Here is a 20,926-nt window from a genome sequence, read left to right as displayed (position 1 = left end):
CCAAATGGGGCGCTGCCGGGTAGTACCAGTATCAGCCAGCCGGCTGAGCCAACTACCAGGAGTTCGCCATGCTTGCCATCACCGCCCCACGCCACGCCGTTCCCGCCCTGACTTTGCTGGGCGCCGCCCTGCTGCTGAGCGCCTGCGCCCCCATGGGCGCGCGCTATTCGCAGGAACAATTGCCGGGCGCCGTCAAAGTACCCGATGGCCACCAGGTGGCCATGCAAACCGTGGGCGTGGGCAAGATCGCCTACGAATGCAAGGCGAAAAAAGACATGACGGGCCATGAATGGGTCTTCGTGGGCCCGGATGCGGCCTTGAACGACCGCAACGGCATGCAAGTGGGCACGTATGTGGGACCGCCGGCCACCTGGGCCAATCTGGACGGCTCGAAAGTGACAGCGACGCAAGTGGCCGTGGCGCCTGCCGGCGCGGGCAATATCCCCTACCAGCTGGTGAAAGCCAATCCCGCCACGGGCAGCGGCGCCATGCAGGGCGTCAGCTACATCCAGCGCGTGGCCACCCGCGGCGGCGTGGCGCCCAGCAGCCCCTGCGGCATGGAAAGCATCGGCGTCAAACAATGGGTGCCCTACCAGGCCGACTACATTTTCTGGAAGGCCGCCTAAATCAGTGAAAGCGACGGTTGGCAAGCGGGTTTCTGGCCTATACTCGGTCTTGAAAACTTGCTAACCGTTCACTCCTGACGATTGCGCCAACCTTGCCAGCCCAAGCCGCCCCCTACGATTACGATGCCGCCCTGCGCGCCTGCGCCCGGGGCGAGCAGCAGGCATTGCACGGCCTGTACCAGCAGGAAAGCCGCTATCTGCTGGGCGTGGCCCTGCGCATCGTGCGCCAGCGGGCGCTGGCCGAAGACGTGCTGCACGACGCCTTCCTGAATATCTGGCGCCGCGCCGGCAGTTTCGACGCCACGCGCGGCAGCGGCAAGGGCTGGATCTATGTGGTGGTGCGGCACCAGGCGCTGAACGTGGCGCGCGCCCGCGCCCATGAAGTATCGGCCGACGAGGATACCGTGGAAACCCTGCTGCACGAACGCCAAAGCCACGATACGGGCGAGGCCTATGCCGACCAGGCGAACCTGGGCAAGCTGCACGATTGCCTCGGCCACCTGGACGACGCCAAGCGCAACAGCATCCTGTACGCCTACGTCGACGGCTGTTCCCACAGCGAAATCGCGCAGCGCCTGCAAGCGCCGCTGGGCACCGTGAAAGCCTGGGTCAAGCGGGGCCTGGCCGCCTTGCGGGAGTGCATGGGATGAGCAGCCGCGACGAAGATGAACTGCAGCGGCTGGCCAGCGAATACGTGCTGGGCACCCTGGAGCTGGCCGAACGCACGGAAGTGGAACAGCGCTTGCCGCGCGACGCCGCCTTGCGCGACGCCGTTGAAGCCTGGGAACAGCGTTTGCTGCCCTTGACCACGCTGGCGCCGCCCGAAACGCCGTCCGCGCAACTGTGGCCGCGCATCAGCGCCAGCCTGTTCACGCCGTCGGCCGTGCGGCAGGCGGGCGGCTGGCAGGCATGGTGGAACAGCCTCGCGTTCTGGAGAATACTGGCGGGCGGCGGCTTGGCGGCCACGGCCGCGCTGGCCGTGTTCGTCAGCGTGCAGCTGCAAGCACCGAGCGGCCCCGGCTACCTGGTGGTGCTGGTGGCGCCGCAAGACAAGTCGCCGGGCTGGATCGTGCAGGCGGGCGGACGGGGCGGCAAGAACCGCGACCTGAGCCTGATCCCGCTGGGTCCGACCGCCGTGCCGCAGCAAAAAGCCCTGCAATTCTGGACCAAGGGCAAGGACTGGGGCGCGCCCGTCTCGCTGGGCCTGGTCAAGCCGGGCCAGAGCCTCAAACTGACACTGGACAAGCTGCCGCCCTTGCAGCCGGAACAGCTGTTTGAAATCACCTTGGAGCCGGCAACGGGTTCGCCCACGGGCCGGCCGACGGGGCCTGTGCTCTACATTGGCCGCGCCGTCAAGGTGATGTAGACCGAACTTACTTGCCCAGCTCGTCTCCCATTTCGCGCCCCCGCTGCGCAGCCGCCTTGATGCCCTTGACGATGGCCGCCTTCACGCCGCTCTCTTCCATGCTGGTCAATGCCGCATACGTCGTGCCGCCTTTCGAGGTGACCCGCTCGCGCAGCAAGGACACCGGTTCGCTGGAATTGGCCGCCAGCTGCGCCGCGCCCGTAAACGTGGCGATCGCCAGCTGCGTGCCCTGCTCGGGCGTGAGGCCCAGCTCGGCCGCCGCCTGCTGCATGGCTTCGATAAAGTAAAACACATAGGCGGGACCGCTGCCGGACACGGCCGTGACAGGATCGATCTTGCCCTCGTCATCGAGCCAGACGGTCTGGCCGACGGCGCGCAGGATGGCGTCCGCCGTTTTCTGTTGTTCCCCGCTGACGCCGCTGCTGGCCACCATGCCCGTGATGCCCATGCCGATCAGGGCCGGCGTGTTCGGCATGCAGCGCACGATGGCTGAATAATCGCCGAGCCAGCGCGACAGGTCGGCCGCGCGGATGCCGGCCGCGATCGACAGGATCAAGGGCACCCGCTCCCCGTCGAGGAAAGGCAGCAATTGCGCTGCCACTTCGCGCATGCTTTGCGGTTTCACGGCCAGCACGATCACGTCCACGGCGCGCAGCGCGTCGCTGGCGGCAGTAGCCGTCGTGACGCCGAACTGCGCCTGCAGTTTTTCCAGCGCGGGCGCATGCGGGTCGATCACGTGGATGTTGCCGCCCAGGGTCAGCTTGCCTGCCAGGCCGGCGATCAGGGCCGCCGCCATATTGCCGCCGCCTACAAAGGCGATATTCAATTCTGTCGTCATGGTGATGCTTTCTATCTATCAGTTAAGAGTAATGGCGGGAACCGAAGATGGCGCTGCCCACGCGCACGATGGTGGCGCCCTCGAGCACGGCGGCGCGCAAGTCGGCCGACATGCCCATCGACAAGGTATCGAGCGCCAGGCCGTCAGCTTTCAATTGTTCGTACAGCGCGCGCAATTGCGCAAACGCGCGGCGCTGGAGGTTGACATCCGTTTCCGGTTCGGGAATCGCCATCAGGCCCCGCAAGCGCAAACGGGGCAATTGCGCCACGGCATGCGCCAGCGCCGGCAGTTCGGCCGGAGCAATGCCGCTCTTGCTCGCTTCGCCGCTGATGTTCACTTGCAGGCAGATATTCAAGTCCGGCAAGCCGGCCGGGCGCTGTTCGGACAGGCGGACGGCGATCTTTTCCCGCTCCACCGTGTGTACCCAGTCGAAATGCTCGGCGATGGGGCGCGTCTTGTTGCTCTGGATGGGGCCGATGAAATGCCATGCCAGGCCGCCTTGCGGCAAGGCCAGCTTGACGGCGGCCATCTTGTCGAGCGCTTCCTGCAGATAATTTTCGCCAAACGCCGCCTGGCCCGCGCGCGCTGCCGCCAGCACGGCATCCGCGCCGAAGGTCTTCGAGACGGCCAGCAGGGTCACGTCGGCCGGCGCGCGCTGCGCGTCAGAGGCGGCCTGCGTAATACTGTCGCGCACGGCTTGCAAGTTCTGTTCGATTGTGGACATAATCATTTTCTAGTGTATAGGGGCGGCGGCACGGTGCGCCAGCCCATCAATGCAGGCACAGGGATTATAAATGGACATCTCCGAACTACTCGCTTTCTCCGTCAGCAACAAGGCTTCCGACCTGCACCTGTCTTCCGGCCTGCCGCCGATGATACGGGTCAACGGCGACGTGCGCCGCCTGAACGTGGCCCCGCTCGAGCACAAGGAAGTGCACAGCATGATCTACGACATCATGAACGACAGCCAGCGCAAGGCGTATGAAGAAGCGCTGGAATGCGATTTCTCGTTCGAGATCCCCGGCCTGGCCCGCTTCCGCGTGAATGCCTACAACCAGGAACGCGGTGCCTCGGCCGTGCTGCGCACGATTCCGTCGAAAGTGCTGACCCTGGAAGAATTGAACGCCCCCCGCATCTTCGGCGAGCTGGCCATGCGCCCGCGGGGCCTCGTGCTGGTGACGGGCCCGACGGGTTCCGGCAAGTCGACCACCCTGGCGGCCATGGTGAACCACGTCAACGAGCGCCTGAACCACCACATCCTGACCATCGAAGACCCGATCGAATTCGTGCATGAGCCGAAGAAATGCCTGATCAACCAGCGCGAAGTGGGTTCGCACACGCATTCGTTCAGCAATGCGCTGCGCTCGGCCCTGCGCGAAGACCCGGACGTCATTTTGGTGGGCGAATTGCGCGACCTGGAAACCATCCGCCTGGCCCTGACGGCGGCCGAGACGGGCCACCTGGTGTTCGGCACCCTGCATACCTCGTCGGCGGCAAAATCGATCGACCGCATCATCGACGTCTTCCCCGCCGAGGAAAAGGAAATGGTGCGCGCCATGCTGTCCGAATCCTTGCAGGCCGTCATTTCGCAGAATTTGCTCAAGACCAAGGACGGCGCGGGCCGCGTGGCCGCGCATGAAATCATGCTGGCCACGCCGGCCGTGCGCAACCTGATCCGTGAAGCAAAAGTGGCGCAGATGTATTCAGCCATCCAGACGGGCAGCAACGTGGGCATGCAGACGCTGGACCAGTGCCTCTCGGACCTCGTGCGGCGCGGCACGATCTCGGCGGAGACGGCCCGCTCGGCCGCCAAGGCCCCTGAAAACTTCCCCGGATAAGCGCATGCAGACGACGCACGAACACTATGGCGCCATGCACGCGCTGCTGGCGCAGATGCGCGACCGGGGCGGTTCCGACCTGTTCATCACGGCCGGCTTTCCTGCCGCCATCAAGCTGGACGGCAAGCTGACGCCGCTGGCGGGCGGCCCGCTGGCCCCGCAGCAGGCGGCCGGCTATGTGTGCGCCGTCATGAATGCACGCCAGGCAGCCGAATTCGAGGCCAGCCGCGAAGCCAACTTCGCCATCAGCCCGGACGGCCTGGGGCGCTTCCGCGTGTCCGCCTTCGTGCAGATGGGCCAGGCAGGCATGGTCTTGCGGTTGATCAATACCGCCATTCCCACCCTGGATGGGCTGGGTTTACCCGCCATCCTGCAAGACGTGGTGATGAGCAAGCGGGGCCTCGTCATCATGGTGGGCGCCACGGGCTGCGGCAAGTCGACCACCCTGGCCGCCATGGTGGGCCACCGCAACGCGCACAGCCATGGCCACATCATCACCATCGAAGACCCCGTGGAATTCATCCATCCGCACGGCAACTGCATCGTCACCCAGCGCGAAGTGGGCGTCGATACGGACGACTGGGCCACGGCCCTGAAAAACACCTTGCGCCAGGCGCCCGACGTGATCCAGATCGGCGAGATCCGCGACCGCGACACCATGGACCACGCCATCGCGTTTGCCGAGACGGGCCACCTGTGCCTGGCCACCTTGCACGCGAACAATGCCAACCAGGCGCTGGACCGCATCATCAACTTCTTCCCCGAGGAGCGGCGCCAGCAGCTGCTGATGGACCTGTCGCTCAATCTGAAAGGCATGATTTCGCAGCGCCTGATTCCCAACAAGGACGGCGGCGGACGCCAGGCGGCGCTGGAAATCCTGCTCAATTCGCCGCTGATGAGCGAACTGATCTTCAAGGGCCAGGTGCACGAGATCAAGGAATTGATGAAAAAATCGCGCGAACTGGGTATGCAGACCTTCGACCAGGCCCTGTTCGACCTGCACGAGGCGGGCGCCGTCAGCTATGAAGACGCGCTGCGCAATGCGGACTCCGTCAACGACCTGCGCCTGGCGATCAAACTCAAGGGCGCAACGGCGCCGGAACCGGCCCCGCAAGCGGGCGCCACCAAACTGGGACTGCTCTGACATGGCCAGCATCCACGATTTCCAGGCTGAAGCGCTGGACGGCACGCCCGTCGACCTGGCGCGCTACAAGGGCAAGGTACTGCTCATCGTCAACACGGCCAGCGCCTGCGGCTTCACGCCGCAATACCAGGGCCTGGAAGCGCTGTACCGCGAATTTCACGCGCAAGGCCTGGAAGTGCTGGGATTTCCCTGCAATCAATTCCGCCAGCAGGAACCGGGATCGAATGCGGAAATTGGCGCCTTTTGCGAAAAAAACTTCGGCGTCACCTTTCCCCTGTTTGCCAAGATCGACGTGAATGGCAGCCACACCCATCCCTTGTTTGCCCAATTGAAGCAGGCGGCGCCCGGCATATTGGGCACGCAAGCCATCAAATGGAATTTCACCAAGTTTTTGGTGCGCAAGGATGGCAGCGTGTTTCGCCGCTACGCCACGGCCAGCAAACCGGCCAGCCTGGCGGCCGACATACGGCAATTGCTACAAGAATAAAAGACTCTACGCTTTGATTAAAGGCAACAATCGCGGAAATCAATTATTCGATATTTATTTCATGCTTGATATCAATATTGTGTTTCCAATAGCAAATTTCGGTGATAATGTTTACATAATTATTCGTAGATATCGATCAAAAAACGATGCCAGTCTTTGGGAAAATATTATCTTCATGGATGCGGATGGGCATTTATTCCCGCCTATTCATTCCTATTTTCTTCCTGATACTCGCCGTTTCCGCCGTTCGCTATCACGCCCTGCTCGGTACGGAAAGCGCGCTGGCCAATGCGCGCTACCAGAGCGATGCCCGGCAACTGGACCTGTTCCTGGCCAACAGCGTGCTGCCGCTGGCCGTGCACACGGACCGGCAAGCCATGCACGACAGCGTGCGGCAGGTGCTGCGCAGCGCCTTGCCGCTGAACCGCAACCTCGCCGCCGCGCGCTGGGATACGGCTGACGAGCATGTCGAAGTGCTGGCCGACACGCCGCTGGCCGGCGCCATGGCGGCCACGGTGCCGCAATGGTTCGCGCGCCTGGCCGGCATCACGGCCATCCGCAGCCGCCTGACGGTGGCGCTGCCGGACGGCGGCGACGGCGTCCTCGACCTCCATTACACGCCCGGCCTGCCCCTGGCGCAGGTGTGGCACAAGGTGCGCGGGCAAGCCGTCCTCAGCGCCGTCAATATCGTGCTGGTCTTCCTCCTGCTGGGCTTGATCCTGGCCGCCCACCGCAGGCTGCTGGCGCGGCTCGTGCAGGCGACCGACCGCTTCCGCGAAGGCAATTTCGCCGTGCGCCTGGCGGCGGGTGCCACGCCTGAAGCGCAAGCCGTGTCGCAATCGTTCAACAGCATGGCCGGCGATGTCGAAGAACTGTTTTCCTCGCTGAAGACGAGCCAGCGGCAACTGGGCGAACAGCTGAACGAAACCGTGCACATGCAGCAGGCACTGCAAAAGCTGTCGTGGCAAAACTACAACGATGTGCTGACGGGCTTGCCCAACCGGGCCGCGCTGGCCGCCCGCTTCGAGCAGGAACTGTTCCTCGCGCGCGAACGCCAGCGCCTGCTGGCCGTCTGCCTGTTCGACCTCGACCACTTCCAGGCCATCAACGACCGCTACGGCGCCGAGGCGGGCGATGAAATCCTCAAGCAGGTGGCGGGCCGCCTGCACGGCTTTACGGGCCAGGTCCACTACGCGGCGCGCCTGGGCGGCGATGAATTCGTCATGCTGCTGTGCGGCCAGGCCAGCATCGCCAGCATCGAACAGAACATCACGCAACTGATGAAAGAGCTGAGCCGCCCCTACCAGTGCGACCAGCAGGCGCTGCACATGACGGCCAGCGCCGGCATCGCCGTCTACGCGGGCAAGGACCTGAATACGGAAAGCCTGCTGCGCCACGCCGACCACGCCGTCTACCAGGCCAAACTGACGGGGCGCAACCAGTACCACTTCTTCGACACCAACCTCGATGAAGAAGTGCGTACCCACCACAACCAGCGCACGGAAGTGCGCCAGGCCCTGATCAATGGGGAACTGCGGCTGTACTACCAGCCCAAGGTGAACATGCGCGCCGGCACGGTGGTGGGCATGGAAGCGCTGCTGCGCTGGCAGCATGCGCGCCGCGGCGTGCTGGCGCCCGCGCAATTCCTGCCGCTGGTGGAGCAGACGGACCTGATCATCGATATCGGCGAATGGGTGCTGCGCCAGGCCCTGCGGCAGATGCAGCGCTGGAGCGCCGCCGGCAAGCACTGGGTGGTCAGCGTGAATATCGCGGCGCGCCACTTCCAGCAGCCCGATTTCGTGTCGCGCCTGGAAACCATCCTCGGCGAATTTCCCGGCGTGTGCGCCAGCATGCTGGAACTGGAAATCCTCGAATCGTCGGCCCTGCACGACATCGAAGACGTGCGCCGCATCATCCGCGCCTGCCAGGCGCTGGGCATCACGTTTGCCCTCGACGATTTCGGCACCGGCTACTCGTCGATGTCCTACCTGAAACGCCTGCCGGCCAATATCGTCAAGATCGACCAGAGCTTCGTGCGCAATATGCTCAACGACCGCGACGACCTGCACCTGGTGCGCGCCGTCATCGGCCTGGCCCGCTCCTTTTCCCTGACGGTGATCGCCGAAGGCGTGGAAAGCGTCGAGCATGGCGCGCGCCTGATCCAGCTGGGCTGCGACCTGGCGCAAGGCTACGGCATCGCCCGCCCCATGCCGGCCGACGCCGTGCTGGAATGGGCAAACAATTTCATCCCGGCGCCGCAATGGCGCATCGCTCAGTACAGCGAAGTGCCTATCTGACGGGTGACAAGGCCGCGTCGATCAACTCGATCCAGTGCCGCACGGGCGTCTCGGTGCCCGACTGCAAATGCGTGAGGCAGCCGATATTCGCCGACACGATCATGTCCGGCTCGCACGCTTCCAGATTCGCCACCTTGTTGTCGCGCAGCTGCTGCGACAGGTCCGGCTGCAGGATCGAATACGTGCCCGCCGAACCGCAGCACAAATGGCTGTCGGCACACAGGCGCACGTCGACGCCGACGGCGCGCAGCACCTGCTCCACCTTGCCTCGGATCTGCTGGCCGTGCTGCAGGGTGCATGGCGGGTGATACGCCACTTTTTTGCCGATGCGCCCCTGCAGCAGCGCCACCAGCTCCGCCTCGAACGCGGGCATGATCTCGGACAAGTCGCGCGTCAATGCCGCGATGCGCCGCGCCTTGTCCGCATACTGCGCGTCGTGCGCCAGCAGGTGGCCATATTCCTTGACCGTGGCGCCGCAGCCGGAAGCCGTCATGACGATGGCTTCGGCGCTGTCGACGTATGGCCACCAGGCGTCGATATTGCGGCGCATGTCGTCCAGCGCCGCGTCCTGGTCGTTCAGGTGATGGCGCAGCGCGCCGCAGCAGCCCGCCCTGGGCGCGACGATCAATTGCACGCCCAGCGCGTCGAGCACGCGCGCCGTGGCCGCGTTGATGTTCGGCGACATGGCCGGCTGCACGCAGCCGTCGAGCAGCAGCATGGTGCGCGCGTGCCGGCGCGCGGGCCACGCCCCGGCCTTTTCTCCGGGACGCAGCTTGTCCTGCAGGCTTTTCGACAGCAGGGGCCGCAGCGCCTGCCCCGCCTTGTACGCGGGCGTAAACAGCCAGCGGCGCGGCAAGGCTTCCTTCAGGGCGAAGCGCAGGGCACGCTCGCGCAAGGGGCGCTGCACGCGCTGCTCGACGACGTTGCGGCCGATGTCGACCAGGCGCCCGTACTGCACGCCCGAGGGACAGGTCGATTCGCAGTTGCGGCAGGTCAGGCAGCGGTCCAGGTGCGTCTGCGTCTTGGCCGTGACGGGCGCGCCTTCCAGTACCTGCTTGATCAGGTAGATGCGTCCGCGCGGGCCATCGAGTTCGTCGCCCAGCAGCTGGTAGGTGGGACAGGTGGCCGTGCAAAAGCCGCAATGCACGCAGGCGCGCAGGATGGCTTCCGCTTCGTCGCCTGCCGGCGTGTTCTTGATGAAATCGGCGAGATTGGTTTGCATGCGCGCTCAATACATTCTGTGCGGGTTGAAGATGCCGGCCGGGTCGAAAGCCTGCCGCAAACGCTGGTGGATTTTTTCAACGGCCGGCGCCAGCGGGTGGAACACGCCCACGGCCTTGTCGCCGCCGCGGAACAAGGTGGCGTGGCCACCGGCGGCAGCGACGGCCTGGCGGATGTGCTGGCTGCCTGCCGCGTCGGCATCGCCGTCGAGCTTGAGCCAGCGCTGCGCCCCGCCCCACTCGATCAGCTGGCGCCCCTTTAATATTACGGCGCTGGCGTGCGGCGGCAAGGACAAGCGCCACAGGCTGCCCGCGCCCGCAAAGAAATCGTGCGTCTGTTCGCGCACGGACAGCCAGAACGCGGCAGCCTCCTGCGGCGCCAGCACCTCGCCGCCCAGCGTGTGCAGCGCCGCCGACACGGCCGCCTCCGCACCCGACAGGCGCACGCTCAGGACGCCGTCATGCCAGCAGGTGGCCGATATCGGCAGCGGCTTGCCCGCCCACTCATTGAGCATACGCAAGGCGGCGATTTCCGCGCACGCCACGCGCAAGGTCGCTTCGCGCAGCGGCAAGGGCAGCACCTTCAGCGACACTTCCAGGATCAGGCCCAGGGTGCCCAAGGAACCCGCCAGCAGGCGCGAGACATCGTAGCCGGCCACGTTTTTCATCACCTGCCCGCCGAAGGCCAGCCGTTCGCCATGGCCGTCCAGCAGCACGGCGCCCAGCACGAAATCACGCAGCGCGCCCGCGCTGGCGCGGCGCGGGCCGGACAGCGCGCTGGCGACGACGCCGCCCACCGTGGCGCCAGGGCCGAAATGGGGCGGCTCGAAAGCCAGCATCTGGTTGCGCGCGGCCAGCGCCGCTTCAATGTCCGCCAGCGGCGTGCCGCAGCGGGCCGTGATCACCAGCTCCGTCGGCTCATAGTCGACGATGCCCGCATATGCGCGCGTGTCGAGCACCTCGCCTGCCAGCTGCTGGCCATACCAGTCTTTCGTGCCCCCGCCGCGCAGGCGCAAAGGAAGACCCGCCGCGCTCGCTGCCAGGATCTGCTGCCTGAATTGTTCCGCTATCGCTTGCAAAAGAGTCTCCGGAAAATTAAAAACGAGGCAGGTTGGCGAACGGCAGGCGCCCCGCCGTCACATGCATCTTGCCGAATTCGGCACAGCGGTTCAAGGTGGGTATCGCCTTGTCCGGGTTCAGCAAGGCGTGGGGATCGAAGGCGCGCTTGACGGCAAAGAAGGCATCGAGTTCGGCGCGCGTAAACTGCACGCACATGGAATTGATCTTTTCCATGCCCACGCCATGCTCGCCCGTGATGGTGCCGCCCACGGCCACGCACAGGGCCAGGATGTCCGCGCCAAACGCTTCGGCGCGCTCGAATTCGCCGGGCATGTTGGCGTCGAACAGGATCAAGGGATGCAGATTGCCGTCGCCCGCGTGAAACACGTTGGCGCAGCGCAGGCCATGCGTCGTTTCCATGGCGGCGATGCCCGTCAGGACTTCGGCCAGGCGCTTGCGGGGGATGGTGCCGTCCATGCAGTAGTAGTCGGGCGAGATGCGTCCCGCGGCGGGAAACGCGTTCTTGCGGCCGGACCAGAACTTCATGCGCTCCGCTTCCGACTGCGAAACGGCGATGGCGCTGGCGCCCGCCCCTTCCAGCACGGCCGTCATGCGGGCGATCTCCTCTTCCACTTCCTCGTGCGTGCCGTCCGCTTCGCACAGCAAAATGGCGGCCGCGTCGATGTCGTAGCCGGCCTTGACGAACGGTTCGACCATGCGCGAAGACGTCTGGTCCATCATTTCCAGTCCGGCCGGGATGATGCCGGCGGCGATCACATTGGCCACCGCATTGCCGCCCGTGACGACGTCGCCGAACGAAGCCATGATGACCCTCGCCGTGGCCGGTTTCGGGATCAGCTTCACCGTCACTTCCGTGACGATGCCCAGCATGCCTTCGGAACCGATGAAGACGGCCAGCAGGTCCAGGCCAGGAGCGTCCAGGCATTCGCCGCCCAGTTCCAGCACGTCGCCATCGATGGTGACGACGCGCACGCGCAGCACATTGTGCACGGTCAGGCCGTATTTGAGGCAATGCACGCCGCCCGAGTTTTCCGCCACGTTGCCGCCGATGCTGCAGGCGATCTGCGAAGACGGGTCGGGCGCGTAGTACAGCGCGTGGGGCGCGGCCGCCTCGGAAATGGCCAGGTTGCGCACGCCCGGCTGCACCACGGCCGTGCGCGCATATGCATCGAGGCGCACGATGCGGTTCAGGCGCGCCGTCGACAGCACCACGCCGTCGGCGATGGGCAAGGCGCCGCCCGACAGGCCCGTGCCCGCGCCGCGCGGCACGATCGGCACCTTCAATGCGCGGCAGACGCCGAGTATGGCGATGACCTGTTCTTCCGTGTCCGGCAACGTCACCACCATCGGCAGCTGGCGGTAGGCGGCCAGGCCGTCGCATTCGTACGGGCGCGTATCTTCCGCGTCGGACAGCACGCAGCGGGCCGGCAGCACGGCCAGCAGGGCCGTGACAACGGCTTGCTGGCGCGCGGCGGTCAATCCGGGTTCGGGGGCAGCATTGAGCATAAGATGGGGACAAAAGTGCATGGGCGTGCAACGATTGTAAGCACAAAAGGGACATGCGTCGCATTTTTTGTCCGATTTGCGGGCAAATCCGGGGCCAGGCGGCGCACGGTGTCGTATGCTGCCCCCATTCTTCTTTACAGGACCGACATCATGGGCAACCGACTTTCGAAAATCGCCACGCGCACGGGCGACAATGGCAGCACCGGCCTGGGCGACGGCAGCCGCACCAGCAAGGACAGCGCGCGCATCCACGCCATGGGCGACGTGGACGAACTCAATTCGCATCTGGGCTTGCTGCTGTGCGAAGCCATGCCCGACGATCTGCGCGGCGAGCTGGTGGCCATCCAGCACGACCTGTTCGACCTGGGCGGCGAAATCTGCATCCCCGGCTACCAGCTGATCAAGGAAGAACACGTGCTGCGCCTCGATGCGCTATTGGCGAAATACAATGCGGACTTGCCCGCCTTGAGCGAATTCATTTTGCCGGCCGGCTCGCGCGCCGCCTCGCAGGCGCATGTGTGCCGCACCGTGTGCCGCCGCGCCGAGCGCAGCATCGTCGCGCTGGCCAATGCGGAAGCCATCCACGAACATCCGCGCCAGTACGTGAACCGCCTGTCGGACCTGCTGTTCGTGCTGTCGCGCGTGCTGAACCGCTTTGCCGGCGGCAGCGACGTGCTGTGGCGGCATGACCGCACGCGGGGATGAGATAAAAAAACGGCGATGCCTGTGAAACAGCATCGCCGTGTCTTATCCTACTGGTGCTGACTAGCCGCAGCGCTGCAGACACGCTTTATTGGCGCGGACGCATGAAGGGACACTGAACTCCATGACGCAGGCATCGAGCGCCATATAGCACTCGGACTGGCATTCCGTGATGTCGGCGGTACTACTGGCCATGGCATACGATGCGCTGACACCCATGGCAAACAAAAAGAAACCCAATTTCTTCATCATAAGTATTCCTTCGCAAAAAGAGAAACTTCACAAGGACGGCAGGCTGTTCCAGCCCGCCGGAAGACAGGAGTTAGCGCGCGCGGCACTCGTTGACGCAAATGTCGAAATTGACGAAGCACAAATGGCTGAGGCCACCGGAAACATCGAGGCATTCGCTCATGCCGACGCGGCATTCGGCTTTGCAGTCCACCGGTGCCGCCATCGCCGCGCCCGTGATGCCCAGGCCGATGGAAAACAGGAAAATAGCCAGTTTTTTATTCATTGCCAGTCCAATCAAATTAACAATCAGGAAAAATCAGCCAGGATGACCTGGCAGCGCACTACACCGGCAGCACCTGGCTAGCGCAGGCACTGATTCAGGCATTCCTTGTATGCCTGCATGCATGCGGGCTGTTCGAACTCCACGCAATCGAGCATGTTGCGCTCGCAGACAAAGGTGCAATCGGGACTGCCCGCATGCACGCTGAAAGACAGGGCCGCACCGGCGGCAAACAGAAAAGCGGCAATCTTTTTGAACATGGTCGACCTTTCAAGTGAATAACGGAGACGTCAGATTTTCTTCAGCGCCGCTTCCAGCGCGCCCGCATTGAAGCCCTGGATCTTGCGGTTGCCGATCAACACCACGGGCACGCCGCCGCCGCCGAGTTCTTCATGGGCTTTTCTTGCTTCCGGCGATTTCTCGATATCGAGATCGACGAATTCGATCTTATTTTCCTTGAAATACGCGCGCGTCTTGGCGCAATAGGCGCACCAGTCCGTCCCATACAACACCACCTTCGTCTGGGCATTCGGGAAATACGCGGCGTAATTGCCTTCCGTGTAGGTCGACTTGAATAAACCAGGCAATAAGGACAGGCCATAACCGCTGCCCAGGCCGGCGGCCAATATCACGCCATACATGGCGATGGTTTTCATTTTCTTTTGCATCGTGAAGCTACCTTGACGTCGTTGCCTTCAAGCCGGGACGATTGTGTCATCCCGGCAAACCTGGTTTGCTTAATTCAAGGCGCATTCAACCTTGCATGCATTCAACATCGCCTTGCATTCGTTGCTGGTTTGGCCGGAATCCAGGCAATCGGTAAAGGCGCCGTAGCACTCGCGCTGGCAGTCGCTCAAGCCATTGCCGGCCGCCCCCACCGAATAGGACGCACTGACACCGACGGCAAACAGGAAAAGTGCGATCTTTTTAAACATTTTCTACCTTTCGATTGACATGGAAAAAGGGATGCCACTTGCAATTCAATGCTTATTACCTTATAGAATTTACATCCTACAAAATCGAATATAGACCGCACTTATTTTAGAGTCAACGTTTCCTTCCGATAAATTTCCACTTTGGAAAATATATGGGAAAAGCCCATCGAATGTGGAATTTGGAGAGATTGGGAGGCGCCAAACGTCTATACAATATCGGCGCCGCAAGCAGGAAAAGGCCGGCTGCGGGCGCAGCCGGCCGAGCGGCCATAGCAGGCTATAGCACTTCGAGAAAACTCTTCAGCGCGATGATTTCGTCGGACGTCAGCTGCAAGCGCTGCAACAGGGGCGACGTGACGGGGAATTTCGGATCGGCCGCCTGCTGCGCATTCTGCGGCACGGGGCGCGACATGCCCGCGTTATACATGTTCAGCAAACCCACCATCTGCGGGAACAGGCCGTTGTGCATCCACGGCCCCGATTGCGCCACGCCCCGCAAACCGGGCGTGCGGAACTTGCCCACGTCCTCATTCTTGCCCGTCACCACGTAGCGCCCCAGGTCTTCATATTTCTTGCGCCCGTAATACGTCAATCCCAGGTTATGGAATTGCTGGTCCGTCAGCAAGGCGCCGCTGTGGCACGTCATGCAGCGCGCCTTGGTGCGGAACAGGTGCAGGCCCAGCAGCTCGCGGTCGTTCAAGTCGGCGCGCTCGCCTTCCAGGAACGTATCGAAGCGCGTGACGGGCGGCAGCACCGTGCGCTGGTAATCGGCCAGCGCCGTCAGGATGCGCGGCAGGGTCACACCGGCACCCGGGCCGAAGGCCGCGTCGAATTGCGCCGGATAGTCATCGAGGGCGGCCAGCTTGGCCGCCAGGACCGGCACGTCCATGGCCATTTCGTCCGGATGCTGCAAGGGCCCCAGCGCCTGCTCTTCCAGGGTATTCGCGCGGCCATCCCAGAACAGCGGCTTGAGCTGGCCCACGCCCAGCAAGCCCGGCGCATTGCGCTGGCCCAGCCGCCCTTCGTGGCCGACGGAGGTGCGCTTGCTGTCGGCAAAACTGTGGGCGGGACTGTGGCAGCTGATGCAGGCCACCGCGTTCGAACGCGACAAGCGGGGGTCGTTAAACAGCCGCTGTCCCAGCGCCGCCACCTGCGGCGCCACCTGCGCCGGCGGCAGGGCCGAGACGGGCGCCATTTCCTGCGGCGCGACGCCGTCGGCCACCTGCGGACGGGGCCAGCTGGCGATGGGCTGCGCATACCTCTGGCGCAGACAGGCCATGTCCCAGCCCTTGTCCGCCGCGCAGGCAATGCTGGCGGGAACGGCATCGCTGGCGCGGCCCTCCATGCTCGTCATCAGGCCCGCGCCGCCCGCCAGCAAGGCGGCCACGGCAAAGGTGGTTTTTTTCAGGTGGGATGCGATATTCATGCGCCTGCCGTCATGGTCGTAGTCATTAGAAGCGGTAGCCGAGTTCCAGCGTGAACTGGCGGCCTTTTTCAAACACCACCCCGTTGCCGGCATCAAACAGGGGATTGCTGCGGTTGCTGACGTTCTCGATGCCCAGGTTGACGAAGCCTGCGCCCCATCCCGTCTTCGGCAGCGCGTACTGCACGCGCATGTCCCAGGTGAAGGACTTGCTGGTCGAAACGTCCTGGTAGACCTTCGCCACGTCGCCGTCGAACGGCAGCGCCTCTCCCGTGGCGATCATATTCGTTTCCGGCCCCCGCATGCGGAAGAAATTGTCCACCTTCAGGCGGTACGCGGGCACATCGGTCGACAGCAGCAGGCGGGCCGTCCACGGACGGTTGTAATTGTCGGCCGGGCGGTCCGCCCAGCGCACGAACTTGCCCTGGTAATAGATGAATTTATCCAGTTCGTTCGTCAGGTCGCTCAGCGAATCGTCGTAGGTGGCGTGCGTGCTGGTGGTGCGCGTGCGGTCATAGCCGAACTGCACCTGCGTGGCGCTGCCGCCCCAGCGCAGCGGGCGCATGGTCTCGGCGGACAGGGTCCACACCTTGCTGTTGCTGCGGCCCACGTTATCCCAGTAGAAATTGGCGGCCGACACCACGTGATACACCATCTCGTCGCGGCCTTCGCGCAGCACGCGCTTGGCGCTCCACTTCACGCCGCCCCATTGCTGGCTGATGCCCAGCAGTTTTTCATCCGTGTACGGCACCTTCATGTCGCCCAGCTTGAGCCAGCTCCAGTTGCTGGCCATCACGGGCGCGGCCCAGTCCTTCAGCAAGCCGCCCGACAAGGTACGCGTTTGCGGCGAGGTCTGCAGTGCCAGGCGTTTCGACTGGGCATAGAAATTGAAGAAATTGCGGCCATAGTAGCGGTTGGCGCCCAGCTCGACCTGCGTCGTGCCCTTGCCCGCCACGTCCCAGAACGCGGACAGGCGGGGCGCGATACTGGACTTCGGCGACAGGTCGTCCGTATCGTAGCGCATGCCCAGGCGCACGCGCACATCGCCCGCCTTGACGTCATCCTGCAGGAAGGCGCCGCGCGTCTTGTTGCTCAGTTCATAGCCGCCCGCGTAAAAAATGATGCGCGAGGCCAGGTACTGGCCGCGCACGCTCGAGGCCGCATTCCATGGCGTTGCCAGCGAGCAGTACTGCGTATCGACCCCGCCGCCCAGCATATTGCAAGTGGCGGTGTTGGCCGATGCCGTGTATTGCTCATACGTGGTGTTGCGCTGGTAACGCGAATGCTGCGTGCCCAGTTCCAGGCCCGCCTGGAAAGTATGCGACATGCCCAGCAACTCGAGCGGCTCCCACTTCAGCTTGCCCTGGTATTGCGCGCTTTCCTGTTCCTGGTCGATGTCGCCGTAGCCGCCCTCGTTGCTGGCCCAGCCCGTCGCACCCGTGCCCGTCTTGACGCCCCAGTTCTTGTCGCTCGAGTAGCGCCACGCCTTCCACACGGTGGCATCGGCGTCGCGCGAACTGTCCATCCTGTTCCAGCTCAAGCGGTGCTCCGCCGTGGCATTGCCCAGCCACCCCACGGGGTGCGTCAGGCCCAGGTTGATGCCATTGCCGCCGCTCTTCAGGTGATAGCTGCTGTTCCGGGTATTGGCAATGAAATAGTCGCCGCTCGATGGCGCATGCATGAGGGAAAAATCGGCCAGCACGCCGGGCGTGATGGTCCAGAAGCCACGCACGAAGGCGTTGTCGCTGCCGCGCTTTTGCACCTTGCGGTTGGCGTCGCTTGCGCTCTGCAAGCCATTGCCGTAGCCGTTCAGGGGAATCTCCGACGTCTTGCGGATGAAGCTGCCGATCAGGCTGAAATTCTCCGTCACCTTGCCCTGCAGCGCGGCGCGGTACGTCCATTTCTCGAACGCGGGCTGCAGATCGGCCGTGGCCGAATTGGCCGCGCTTTCGCGCTGGCTGTCGCTGAGCTTGTATTGCATCCACGACGAGCGCGTGCTTTCCACGGACACCTGGCCGGCCAGCTTGCGCGTGGGCGCGCAGGTATTGGCCTTGACGACGCCGCCCTTGAAGCGCCCATATTCGGCGCCGATGTTCGAATCGAGCACCGTCACGTCGCACAGCAGGCTGGTGTCGACGGCAAAGCCCTGGCTGGCCGACGGCGGCGTGGTATTGCTGGCAGGGTTGCTGCTGTTCGGGCCGATATCGTTGTTGAGCGACATGCCGTCCATCTGGTACAGATTGTCGTAGAACTTGGCGCCGTTGATGCTGATGTCGGCCGGCGCCAGCTCGCCCTGGGTGGCGGACGCTTGCTGTTTGTTATCGAACTGCACGCTGGGATTGATGCGCAGCAAGCTGGTGATATTGCCGTCGATGCCATTCATGGCCTCGATCTGGCGCTTGTCCAGGCGCTGTTCGCCCACGGACTCCCGCTCGGCCTGCAGGCGTACTTCGGGCAGCACTTGCGGTGCGGGCTCCTCCGTGTCGGCTTCGGCGGCAAAGACAGATGGGGTGGCGGCGCTGGCGCCAAAGGCCAGGCCGATGGCCAGTACGGACTGGCGCAGGGTAAGAATGGAAGACATGAAAACCTTGCTACTGCGGGTGGGAAAGGGGCAGTCTCATGATGCCGCCCTTCACTTGATCACCGAGTGTCGTCTTCTCATGCCGCCAATTGCAAATGATAACTATTACCATTTACGGTTGCAATGTTTGAAAATCAAGTCAATGCTGTTTTTTTGACGTGCGTAAAAATTTCGCGGCGAGCTGTTGCATCTGCGCCACGCTGCTGCCTTACGCCGGCGCCAGTGTATCCGGCTGCGGCTGCGCCTGCACATGGTCGCGCAGCAAGCCGCGCAGCAGCTGGACCTGCGCCACCGCGTCCGCTTGCAGGACGGTCAAGCCGTCGGCCGCGCAGGGGCCGGGCGCCGGAACGTCCGCCGCGCCGCGCAGCAGCGCGTCGATTTCCCCGCTGACTTCGGCAATCCACTGCTGCAGCTGGGGCGTGGCCGGTTCCGCCTGGGGGCTGAGGCTGATGCGCGCCGTGCTGCCCGCCACGCGGCGCAGCAGCGGCAAGGTGCGCAGCGCCGCCAGGCCCACGCCGCTGCTGCGGTCCAGGCGGCGTTCGATGCGCAGGCGCTGCAGCACCTGTTCCGCATTATTGCTGGCCAGTCCCGCCTCGCGGCGCAGACGGGCAATCGCGCTATCCCACCGTCCGCCCGCCGCCAGCACGGCCAGCAGGTATTTCAGGTTGGCCGACACGGCCTTGGCCAGGCGCTGGTCCAGGTCGTCCGCCTCGCGGTCCGGCCACAGGAAAAACGTGGCCAGCAGGGCCAGCACGCAGCCCAGCACATTGTTGCCCAGGCGGCTAGCGGCATACACCATCTCGCTGGCCGGCGCCGCATAGTCGGCCACCAGCACGAAGGCGGGCGTCATGAACAGCACGTGCAGGCTGTAGCTGACGCGGCGCAAAGCCATGGTGGCGACGATCAGGGGAAACACCACGAGCGAGATCGCCAGCGGGGTGTGGACGGCCAGGCCGATCAGCACGGCCAGCACGGCGCCCAGCACGCTGCCCGCCACCCGCTCGATGCCGCGCGGCCAGGTAGTCGACACGGACGGCTGCAGGATCAGCAAGGTCGCCATGGTGGCCCAGTAGCCGAAGGGAATGTGCAAGGCTTCGACCAGCAGGAAGCCGGCCGTCGTCGCCAGCGATACGCGCGCCGCATGGCGCCAGCTCAGCGACTGCGGCGTGGCATTGACTTTCGCCGTTTGCCACGCCTGCCCCAGCGCCAGGAAAGCCGCCTCGCGCCACGGCAGCTGCGTTGCGCGCGGCAAGCCCAGCTCCATGAATTCCACGTTCAGGCGCAGCGGCAGCAAGGCGCCCAGCGCCGCTTCCAGGCGCCGTCCGCAGGCGGCCAGGCGCCGCTGCAGCAGCAGGGGCGGCGTTTCCGGCTGGCGCTGCACGGCTTGCCCCAGGCGGCGCAGCAGCACGGCCATCACTTCCAGGCTGCGCCGCGCGCGCGGGTCCCGGCGCAGGCGCTGCTGCTCGCGCTCGCATGTATGCGTGACGGCAATCAGATAGGCAAAGATGCGCTCGGCGTCGCTGAGCGCCAGCAACAGATTGTCGTACAGGGCGCTGCGGCCCGCGCGCGCGGGCGGCACGGCGGCCAGCGCCACGCGCGCCGCTTCCAGTGCGGCGCGCGCCTGCGAACGGTAGCTGGCGCCATGCGCCGCCGCGTCCGGCAATGCCGGGCCCTGTTCCAGGAAGCGCGCATTGTCGCGCGCGATACCGGCCAGGCGCGAATACGCGGCGCGGATGGCGCGCCGGCTGGGGCCGAACGGGTGGATGCGCCAGACGGTAAAACTGAGCACGGTGGCAAACAGGCAGCCGAACATGTAGAGGCCCAGGAAAGGCGCCGTCTGCGTCATCGATGCCAGCGGATGCGTGACCATCACCACGCAGGCCGTGGCCGCCAGGATGGCCACTTGCGCCGTGGCCGCACCCCAGATGCGCGCCAGCGCGCCGGCCCAGGAAAACAGCAGCACGGCAATGGCGGCCGCCGCTACGCCGTGGCCGGCCGCCAGCGCCGTCAGGCCGCCGGCCACGGTGGACAGCAAGCCGAAGCCCACCATCGAGACGAAACGCATGCGCCGCGTGCCCGCCGCGTCGGCCAAGCAAGTCCAGAAGGCGCCGATGGCGGCCCAGGAAAAATCGGGGTGGTCAAACAGCAAGCCCAGCAGCAGCATGGCGCTCGAGGCGCAGGCGGCCCGCAAGCCTTCGGACAGGTTCGTTTCATCGATGGCCAGGGTGACCATCCACAGGGGGCGGCGCTGCGCCAGGGTATCGGTGTAGGCGTGCATGCCCGCCAGCCAGCGGCCGGCCAGTGCGCGCACACGGCGGTGAAGTTTCCTGAAGTGCAAGGTGGACTTTGAGAAGGTATCAAAGCGTCATCGT

20 protein-coding genes are annotated in these 20,926 nt (G+C 64.6%); 9 read left to right on the top strand and 11 right to left on the bottom strand.

Annotated features, from left to right (window positions below):
* Window positions 1-68 precede the first annotated feature (68 nt).
* The 3 genes from VPH41_RS26160 to VPH41_RS26150 all read left to right on the top strand — a co-directional run bounded on the left by VPH41_RS26160 (window position 69) and on the right by VPH41_RS26150 (window position 1,992).
* The gene (locus tag VPH41_RS26160) at window positions 69-626 is read left to right on the top strand and encodes a DUF3455 domain-containing protein (RefSeq protein ID WP_328572006.1); all 558 of its coding nucleotides are present in this window, start codon (window positions 69-71) and stop codon (window positions 624-626) included.
* A gap of 92 nt (window positions 627-718) precedes the next feature.
* Window positions 719-1,276 carry a sigma-70 family RNA polymerase sigma factor gene (locus VPH41_RS26155; RefSeq protein WP_328572005.1) on the top strand — a complete coding sequence of 186 codons (558 nt, stop codon included), beginning with the start codon at window positions 719-721 and terminating at the stop codon, window positions 1,274-1,276.
* Window positions 1,273-1,992 carry an anti-sigma factor gene (locus tag VPH41_RS26150; RefSeq protein WP_328572004.1) on the top strand — a complete coding sequence of 240 codons (720 nt, stop codon included), beginning with the start codon at window positions 1,273-1,275 and terminating at the stop codon, window positions 1,990-1,992. The genes VPH41_RS26155 and VPH41_RS26150 overlap by 4 nt, the downstream gene beginning before the upstream one ends.
* A gap of 7 nt (window positions 1,993-1,999) precedes the next feature.
* Here the strand turns inward: VPH41_RS26150 and proC are convergent, their stop codons facing one another.
* Together proC and VPH41_RS26140 are read right to left on the bottom strand one after the other, a co-directional pair.
* Window positions 2,000-2,830: a pyrroline-5-carboxylate reductase gene (proC, locus tag VPH41_RS26145; RefSeq protein WP_328572003.1), complete on the bottom strand. Its 831-nt coding sequence runs from the start codon at window positions 2,828-2,830 to the stop codon at window positions 2,000-2,002.
* Between the two features lie 22 nt (window positions 2,831-2,852).
* Entirely contained in the window at window positions 2,853-3,554 is a 702-nt protein-coding gene (locus tag VPH41_RS26140) for a YggS family pyridoxal phosphate-dependent enzyme (RefSeq protein WP_328572002.1), read from the bottom strand.
* A 70-nt stretch (window positions 3,555-3,624) separates the two neighbouring features.
* Between VPH41_RS26140 and VPH41_RS26135 the strand changes: the two genes are divergently transcribed.
* The 4 genes from VPH41_RS26135 to VPH41_RS26120 all read left to right on the top strand — a co-directional run bounded on the left by VPH41_RS26135 (window position 3,625) and on the right by VPH41_RS26120 (window position 8,596).
* Window positions 3,625-4,668 carry a type IV pilus twitching motility protein PilT gene (locus VPH41_RS26135; protein ID WP_035824693.1) on the top strand — a complete coding sequence of 348 codons (1,044 nt, stop codon included), beginning with the start codon at window positions 3,625-3,627 and terminating at the stop codon, window positions 4,666-4,668.
* A gap of 4 nt (window positions 4,669-4,672) precedes the next feature.
* Window positions 4,673-5,812, top strand: coding sequence for a PilT/PilU family type 4a pilus ATPase (locus tag VPH41_RS26130; protein ID WP_328572001.1), 1,140 nt, complete (start codon window positions 4,673-4,675; stop codon window positions 5,810-5,812).
* Between the two features lies 1 nt (window position 5,813).
* Window positions 5,814-6,299 carry a glutathione peroxidase gene (locus VPH41_RS26125; RefSeq protein ID WP_152285123.1) on the top strand — a complete coding sequence of 162 codons (486 nt, stop codon included), beginning with the start codon at window positions 5,814-5,816 and terminating at the stop codon, window positions 6,297-6,299.
* A 185-nt stretch (window positions 6,300-6,484) separates the two neighbouring features.
* Window positions 6,485-8,596 carry a putative bifunctional diguanylate cyclase/phosphodiesterase gene (locus tag VPH41_RS26120; RefSeq protein ID WP_328572000.1) on the top strand — a complete coding sequence of 704 codons (2,112 nt, stop codon included), beginning with the start codon at window positions 6,485-6,487 and terminating at the stop codon, window positions 8,594-8,596.
* Here the strand turns inward: VPH41_RS26120 and glcF are convergent.
* From glcF to VPH41_RS26105, 3 genes are read right to left on the bottom strand one after another with little or no spacing between them, the layout of a single operon-like run.
* The gene (gene glcF, locus VPH41_RS26115; RefSeq protein WP_328571999.1) at window positions 8,589-9,818 is read right to left on the bottom strand and encodes a glycolate oxidase subunit GlcF; all 1,230 of its coding nucleotides are present in this window, start codon (window positions 9,816-9,818) and stop codon (window positions 8,589-8,591) included. The two genes, VPH41_RS26120 and glcF, sit on opposite strands and share 8 nt — an antisense overlap.
* A 6-nt stretch (window positions 9,819-9,824) precedes the next feature.
* A complete protein-coding gene (gene glcE / locus VPH41_RS26110) occupies window positions 9,825-10,895 on the bottom strand; it encodes a glycolate oxidase subunit GlcE (RefSeq protein WP_328571998.1) in 1,071 nt (356 codons plus the stop codon).
* 16 nt (window positions 10,896-10,911) lie between these two features.
* On the bottom strand, window positions 10,912-12,402 hold the full coding sequence (locus VPH41_RS26105) for an FAD-linked oxidase C-terminal domain-containing protein (protein WP_328571997.1): 1,491 nt from the start codon (window positions 12,400-12,402) through the stop codon (window positions 10,912-10,914).
* Between the two features lie 150 nt (window positions 12,403-12,552).
* On the opposite strand from VPH41_RS26105, the gene VPH41_RS26100 reads away from it, so the two are divergent.
* Together VPH41_RS26100 and VPH41_RS26095 are read left to right on the top strand one after the other, a co-directional pair.
* Window positions 12,553-13,107, top strand: coding sequence for a cob(I)yrinic acid a,c-diamide adenosyltransferase (locus VPH41_RS26100; protein WP_287775634.1), 555 nt, complete (start codon window positions 12,553-12,555; stop codon window positions 13,105-13,107).
* A gap of 169 nt (window positions 13,108-13,276) precedes the next feature.
* Window positions 13,277-13,699, top strand: a complete 423-nt coding sequence (locus tag VPH41_RS26095) for a hypothetical protein (protein ID WP_328571996.1) — start codon at window positions 13,277-13,279, stop codon at window positions 13,697-13,699.
* On the opposite strand, the gene VPH41_RS26090 is transcribed toward VPH41_RS26095, so the two are convergent.
* From VPH41_RS26090 to VPH41_RS26065, 6 genes are all read right to left on the bottom strand, one after another.
* Entirely contained in the window at window positions 13,696-13,875 is a 180-nt protein-coding gene (locus VPH41_RS26090) for a hypothetical protein (RefSeq protein ID WP_152256226.1), read from the bottom strand. The two genes, VPH41_RS26095 and VPH41_RS26090, sit on opposite strands and share 4 nt — an antisense overlap.
* A 30-nt stretch (window positions 13,876-13,905) precedes the next feature.
* On the bottom strand, window positions 13,906-14,271 hold the full coding sequence (locus tag VPH41_RS26085; protein WP_226941597.1) for a glutaredoxin family protein: 366 nt from the start codon (window positions 14,269-14,271) through the stop codon (window positions 13,906-13,908).
* An 81-nt stretch (window positions 14,272-14,352) separates the two neighbouring features.
* Window positions 14,353-14,550, bottom strand: coding sequence for a hypothetical protein (locus tag VPH41_RS26080; protein ID WP_152285130.1), 198 nt, complete (start codon window positions 14,548-14,550; stop codon window positions 14,353-14,355).
* 277 nt (window positions 14,551-14,827) lie between these two features.
* On the bottom strand, window positions 14,828-15,976 hold the full coding sequence (locus VPH41_RS26075) for a cytochrome-c peroxidase (RefSeq protein WP_328571995.1): 1,149 nt from the start codon (window positions 15,974-15,976) through the stop codon (window positions 14,828-14,830).
* Window positions 15,977-16,001: 25 nt separating this feature from the next.
* Entirely contained in the window at window positions 16,002-18,554 is a 2,553-nt protein-coding gene (locus tag VPH41_RS26070; protein WP_328571994.1) for a hypothetical protein, read from the bottom strand.
* 208 nt (window positions 18,555-18,762) lie between these two features.
* The gene (locus VPH41_RS26065) at window positions 18,763-20,865 is read right to left on the bottom strand and encodes an FUSC family protein (protein WP_328571993.1); all 2,103 of its coding nucleotides are present in this window, start codon (window positions 20,863-20,865) and stop codon (window positions 18,763-18,765) included.
* Between the last annotated feature and the right edge of the window lie 61 nt (window positions 20,866-20,926).

Origin of the sequence: Janthinobacterium sp. P210006, from assembly GCF_036231885.1 — a bacterium.
In the GTDB taxonomy this organism is placed as follows: domain Bacteria; phylum Pseudomonadota; class Gammaproteobacteria; order Burkholderiales; family Burkholderiaceae_D; genus Janthinobacterium; species Janthinobacterium violaceinigrum.
The sequence above is the reverse complement of the archived record's forward strand: the minus strand, read 5'-3'. Positions and strand labels throughout refer to the sequence as shown.

Bases quoted from the DNA above. Each gene is read 5' to 3' on its own strand.
- VPH41_RS26160 (WP_328572006.1), top strand. From the start codon at position 69: ATGCTTGCCATCACCGCCCCACGCCACGCCGTTCCCGCCCTGACTTTG.
- VPH41_RS26150 (WP_328572004.1), top strand. From the start codon at position 1,273: ATGAGCAGCCGCGACGAAGATGAACTGCAGCGGCTGGCCAGCGAATAC.
- proC (WP_328572003.1), bottom strand. From the start codon at position 2,830: ATGACGACAGAATTGAATATCGCCTTTGTAGGCGGCGGCAATATGGCG.
- VPH41_RS26140 (WP_328572002.1), bottom strand. From the start codon at position 3,554: ATGTCCACAATCGAACAGAACTTGCAAGCCGTGCGCGACAGTATTACG.
- VPH41_RS26135 (WP_035824693.1), top strand. From the start codon at position 3,625: ATGGACATCTCCGAACTACTCGCTTTCTCCGTCAGCAACAAGGCTTCC.
- VPH41_RS26130 (WP_328572001.1), top strand. From the start codon at position 4,673: ATGCAGACGACGCACGAACACTATGGCGCCATGCACGCGCTGCTGGCG.
- VPH41_RS26125 (WP_152285123.1), top strand. From the start codon at position 5,814: ATGGCCAGCATCCACGATTTCCAGGCTGAAGCGCTGGACGGCACGCCC.
- VPH41_RS26120 (WP_328572000.1), top strand. From the start codon at position 6,485: ATGGGCATTTATTCCCGCCTATTCATTCCTATTTTCTTCCTGATACTC.
- glcF (WP_328571999.1), bottom strand. From the start codon at position 9,818: ATGCAAACCAATCTCGCCGATTTCATCAAGAACACGCCGGCAGGCGAC.
- VPH41_RS26105 (WP_328571997.1), bottom strand. From the start codon at position 12,402: ATGCTCAATGCTGCCCCCGAACCCGGATTGACCGCCGCGCGCCAGCAA.
- VPH41_RS26100 (WP_287775634.1), top strand. From the start codon at position 12,553: ATGGGCAACCGACTTTCGAAAATCGCCACGCGCACGGGCGACAATGGC.
- VPH41_RS26095 (WP_328571996.1), top strand. From the start codon at position 13,277: ATGTCGGCGGTACTACTGGCCATGGCATACGATGCGCTGACACCCATG.
- VPH41_RS26090 (WP_152256226.1), bottom strand. From the start codon at position 13,875: ATGTTCAAAAAGATTGCCGCTTTTCTGTTTGCCGCCGGTGCGGCCCTG.
- VPH41_RS26085 (WP_226941597.1), bottom strand. From the start codon at position 14,271: ATGAAAACCATCGCCATGTATGGCGTGATATTGGCCGCCGGCCTGGGC.
- VPH41_RS26080 (WP_152285130.1), bottom strand. From the start codon at position 14,550: ATGTTTAAAAAGATCGCACTTTTCCTGTTTGCCGTCGGTGTCAGTGCG.
- VPH41_RS26075 (WP_328571995.1), bottom strand. From the start codon at position 15,976: ATGAATATCGCATCCCACCTGAAAAAAACCACCTTTGCCGTGGCCGCC.
- VPH41_RS26070 (WP_328571994.1), bottom strand. From the start codon at position 18,554: ATGTCTTCCATTCTTACCCTGCGCCAGTCCGTACTGGCCATCGGCCTG.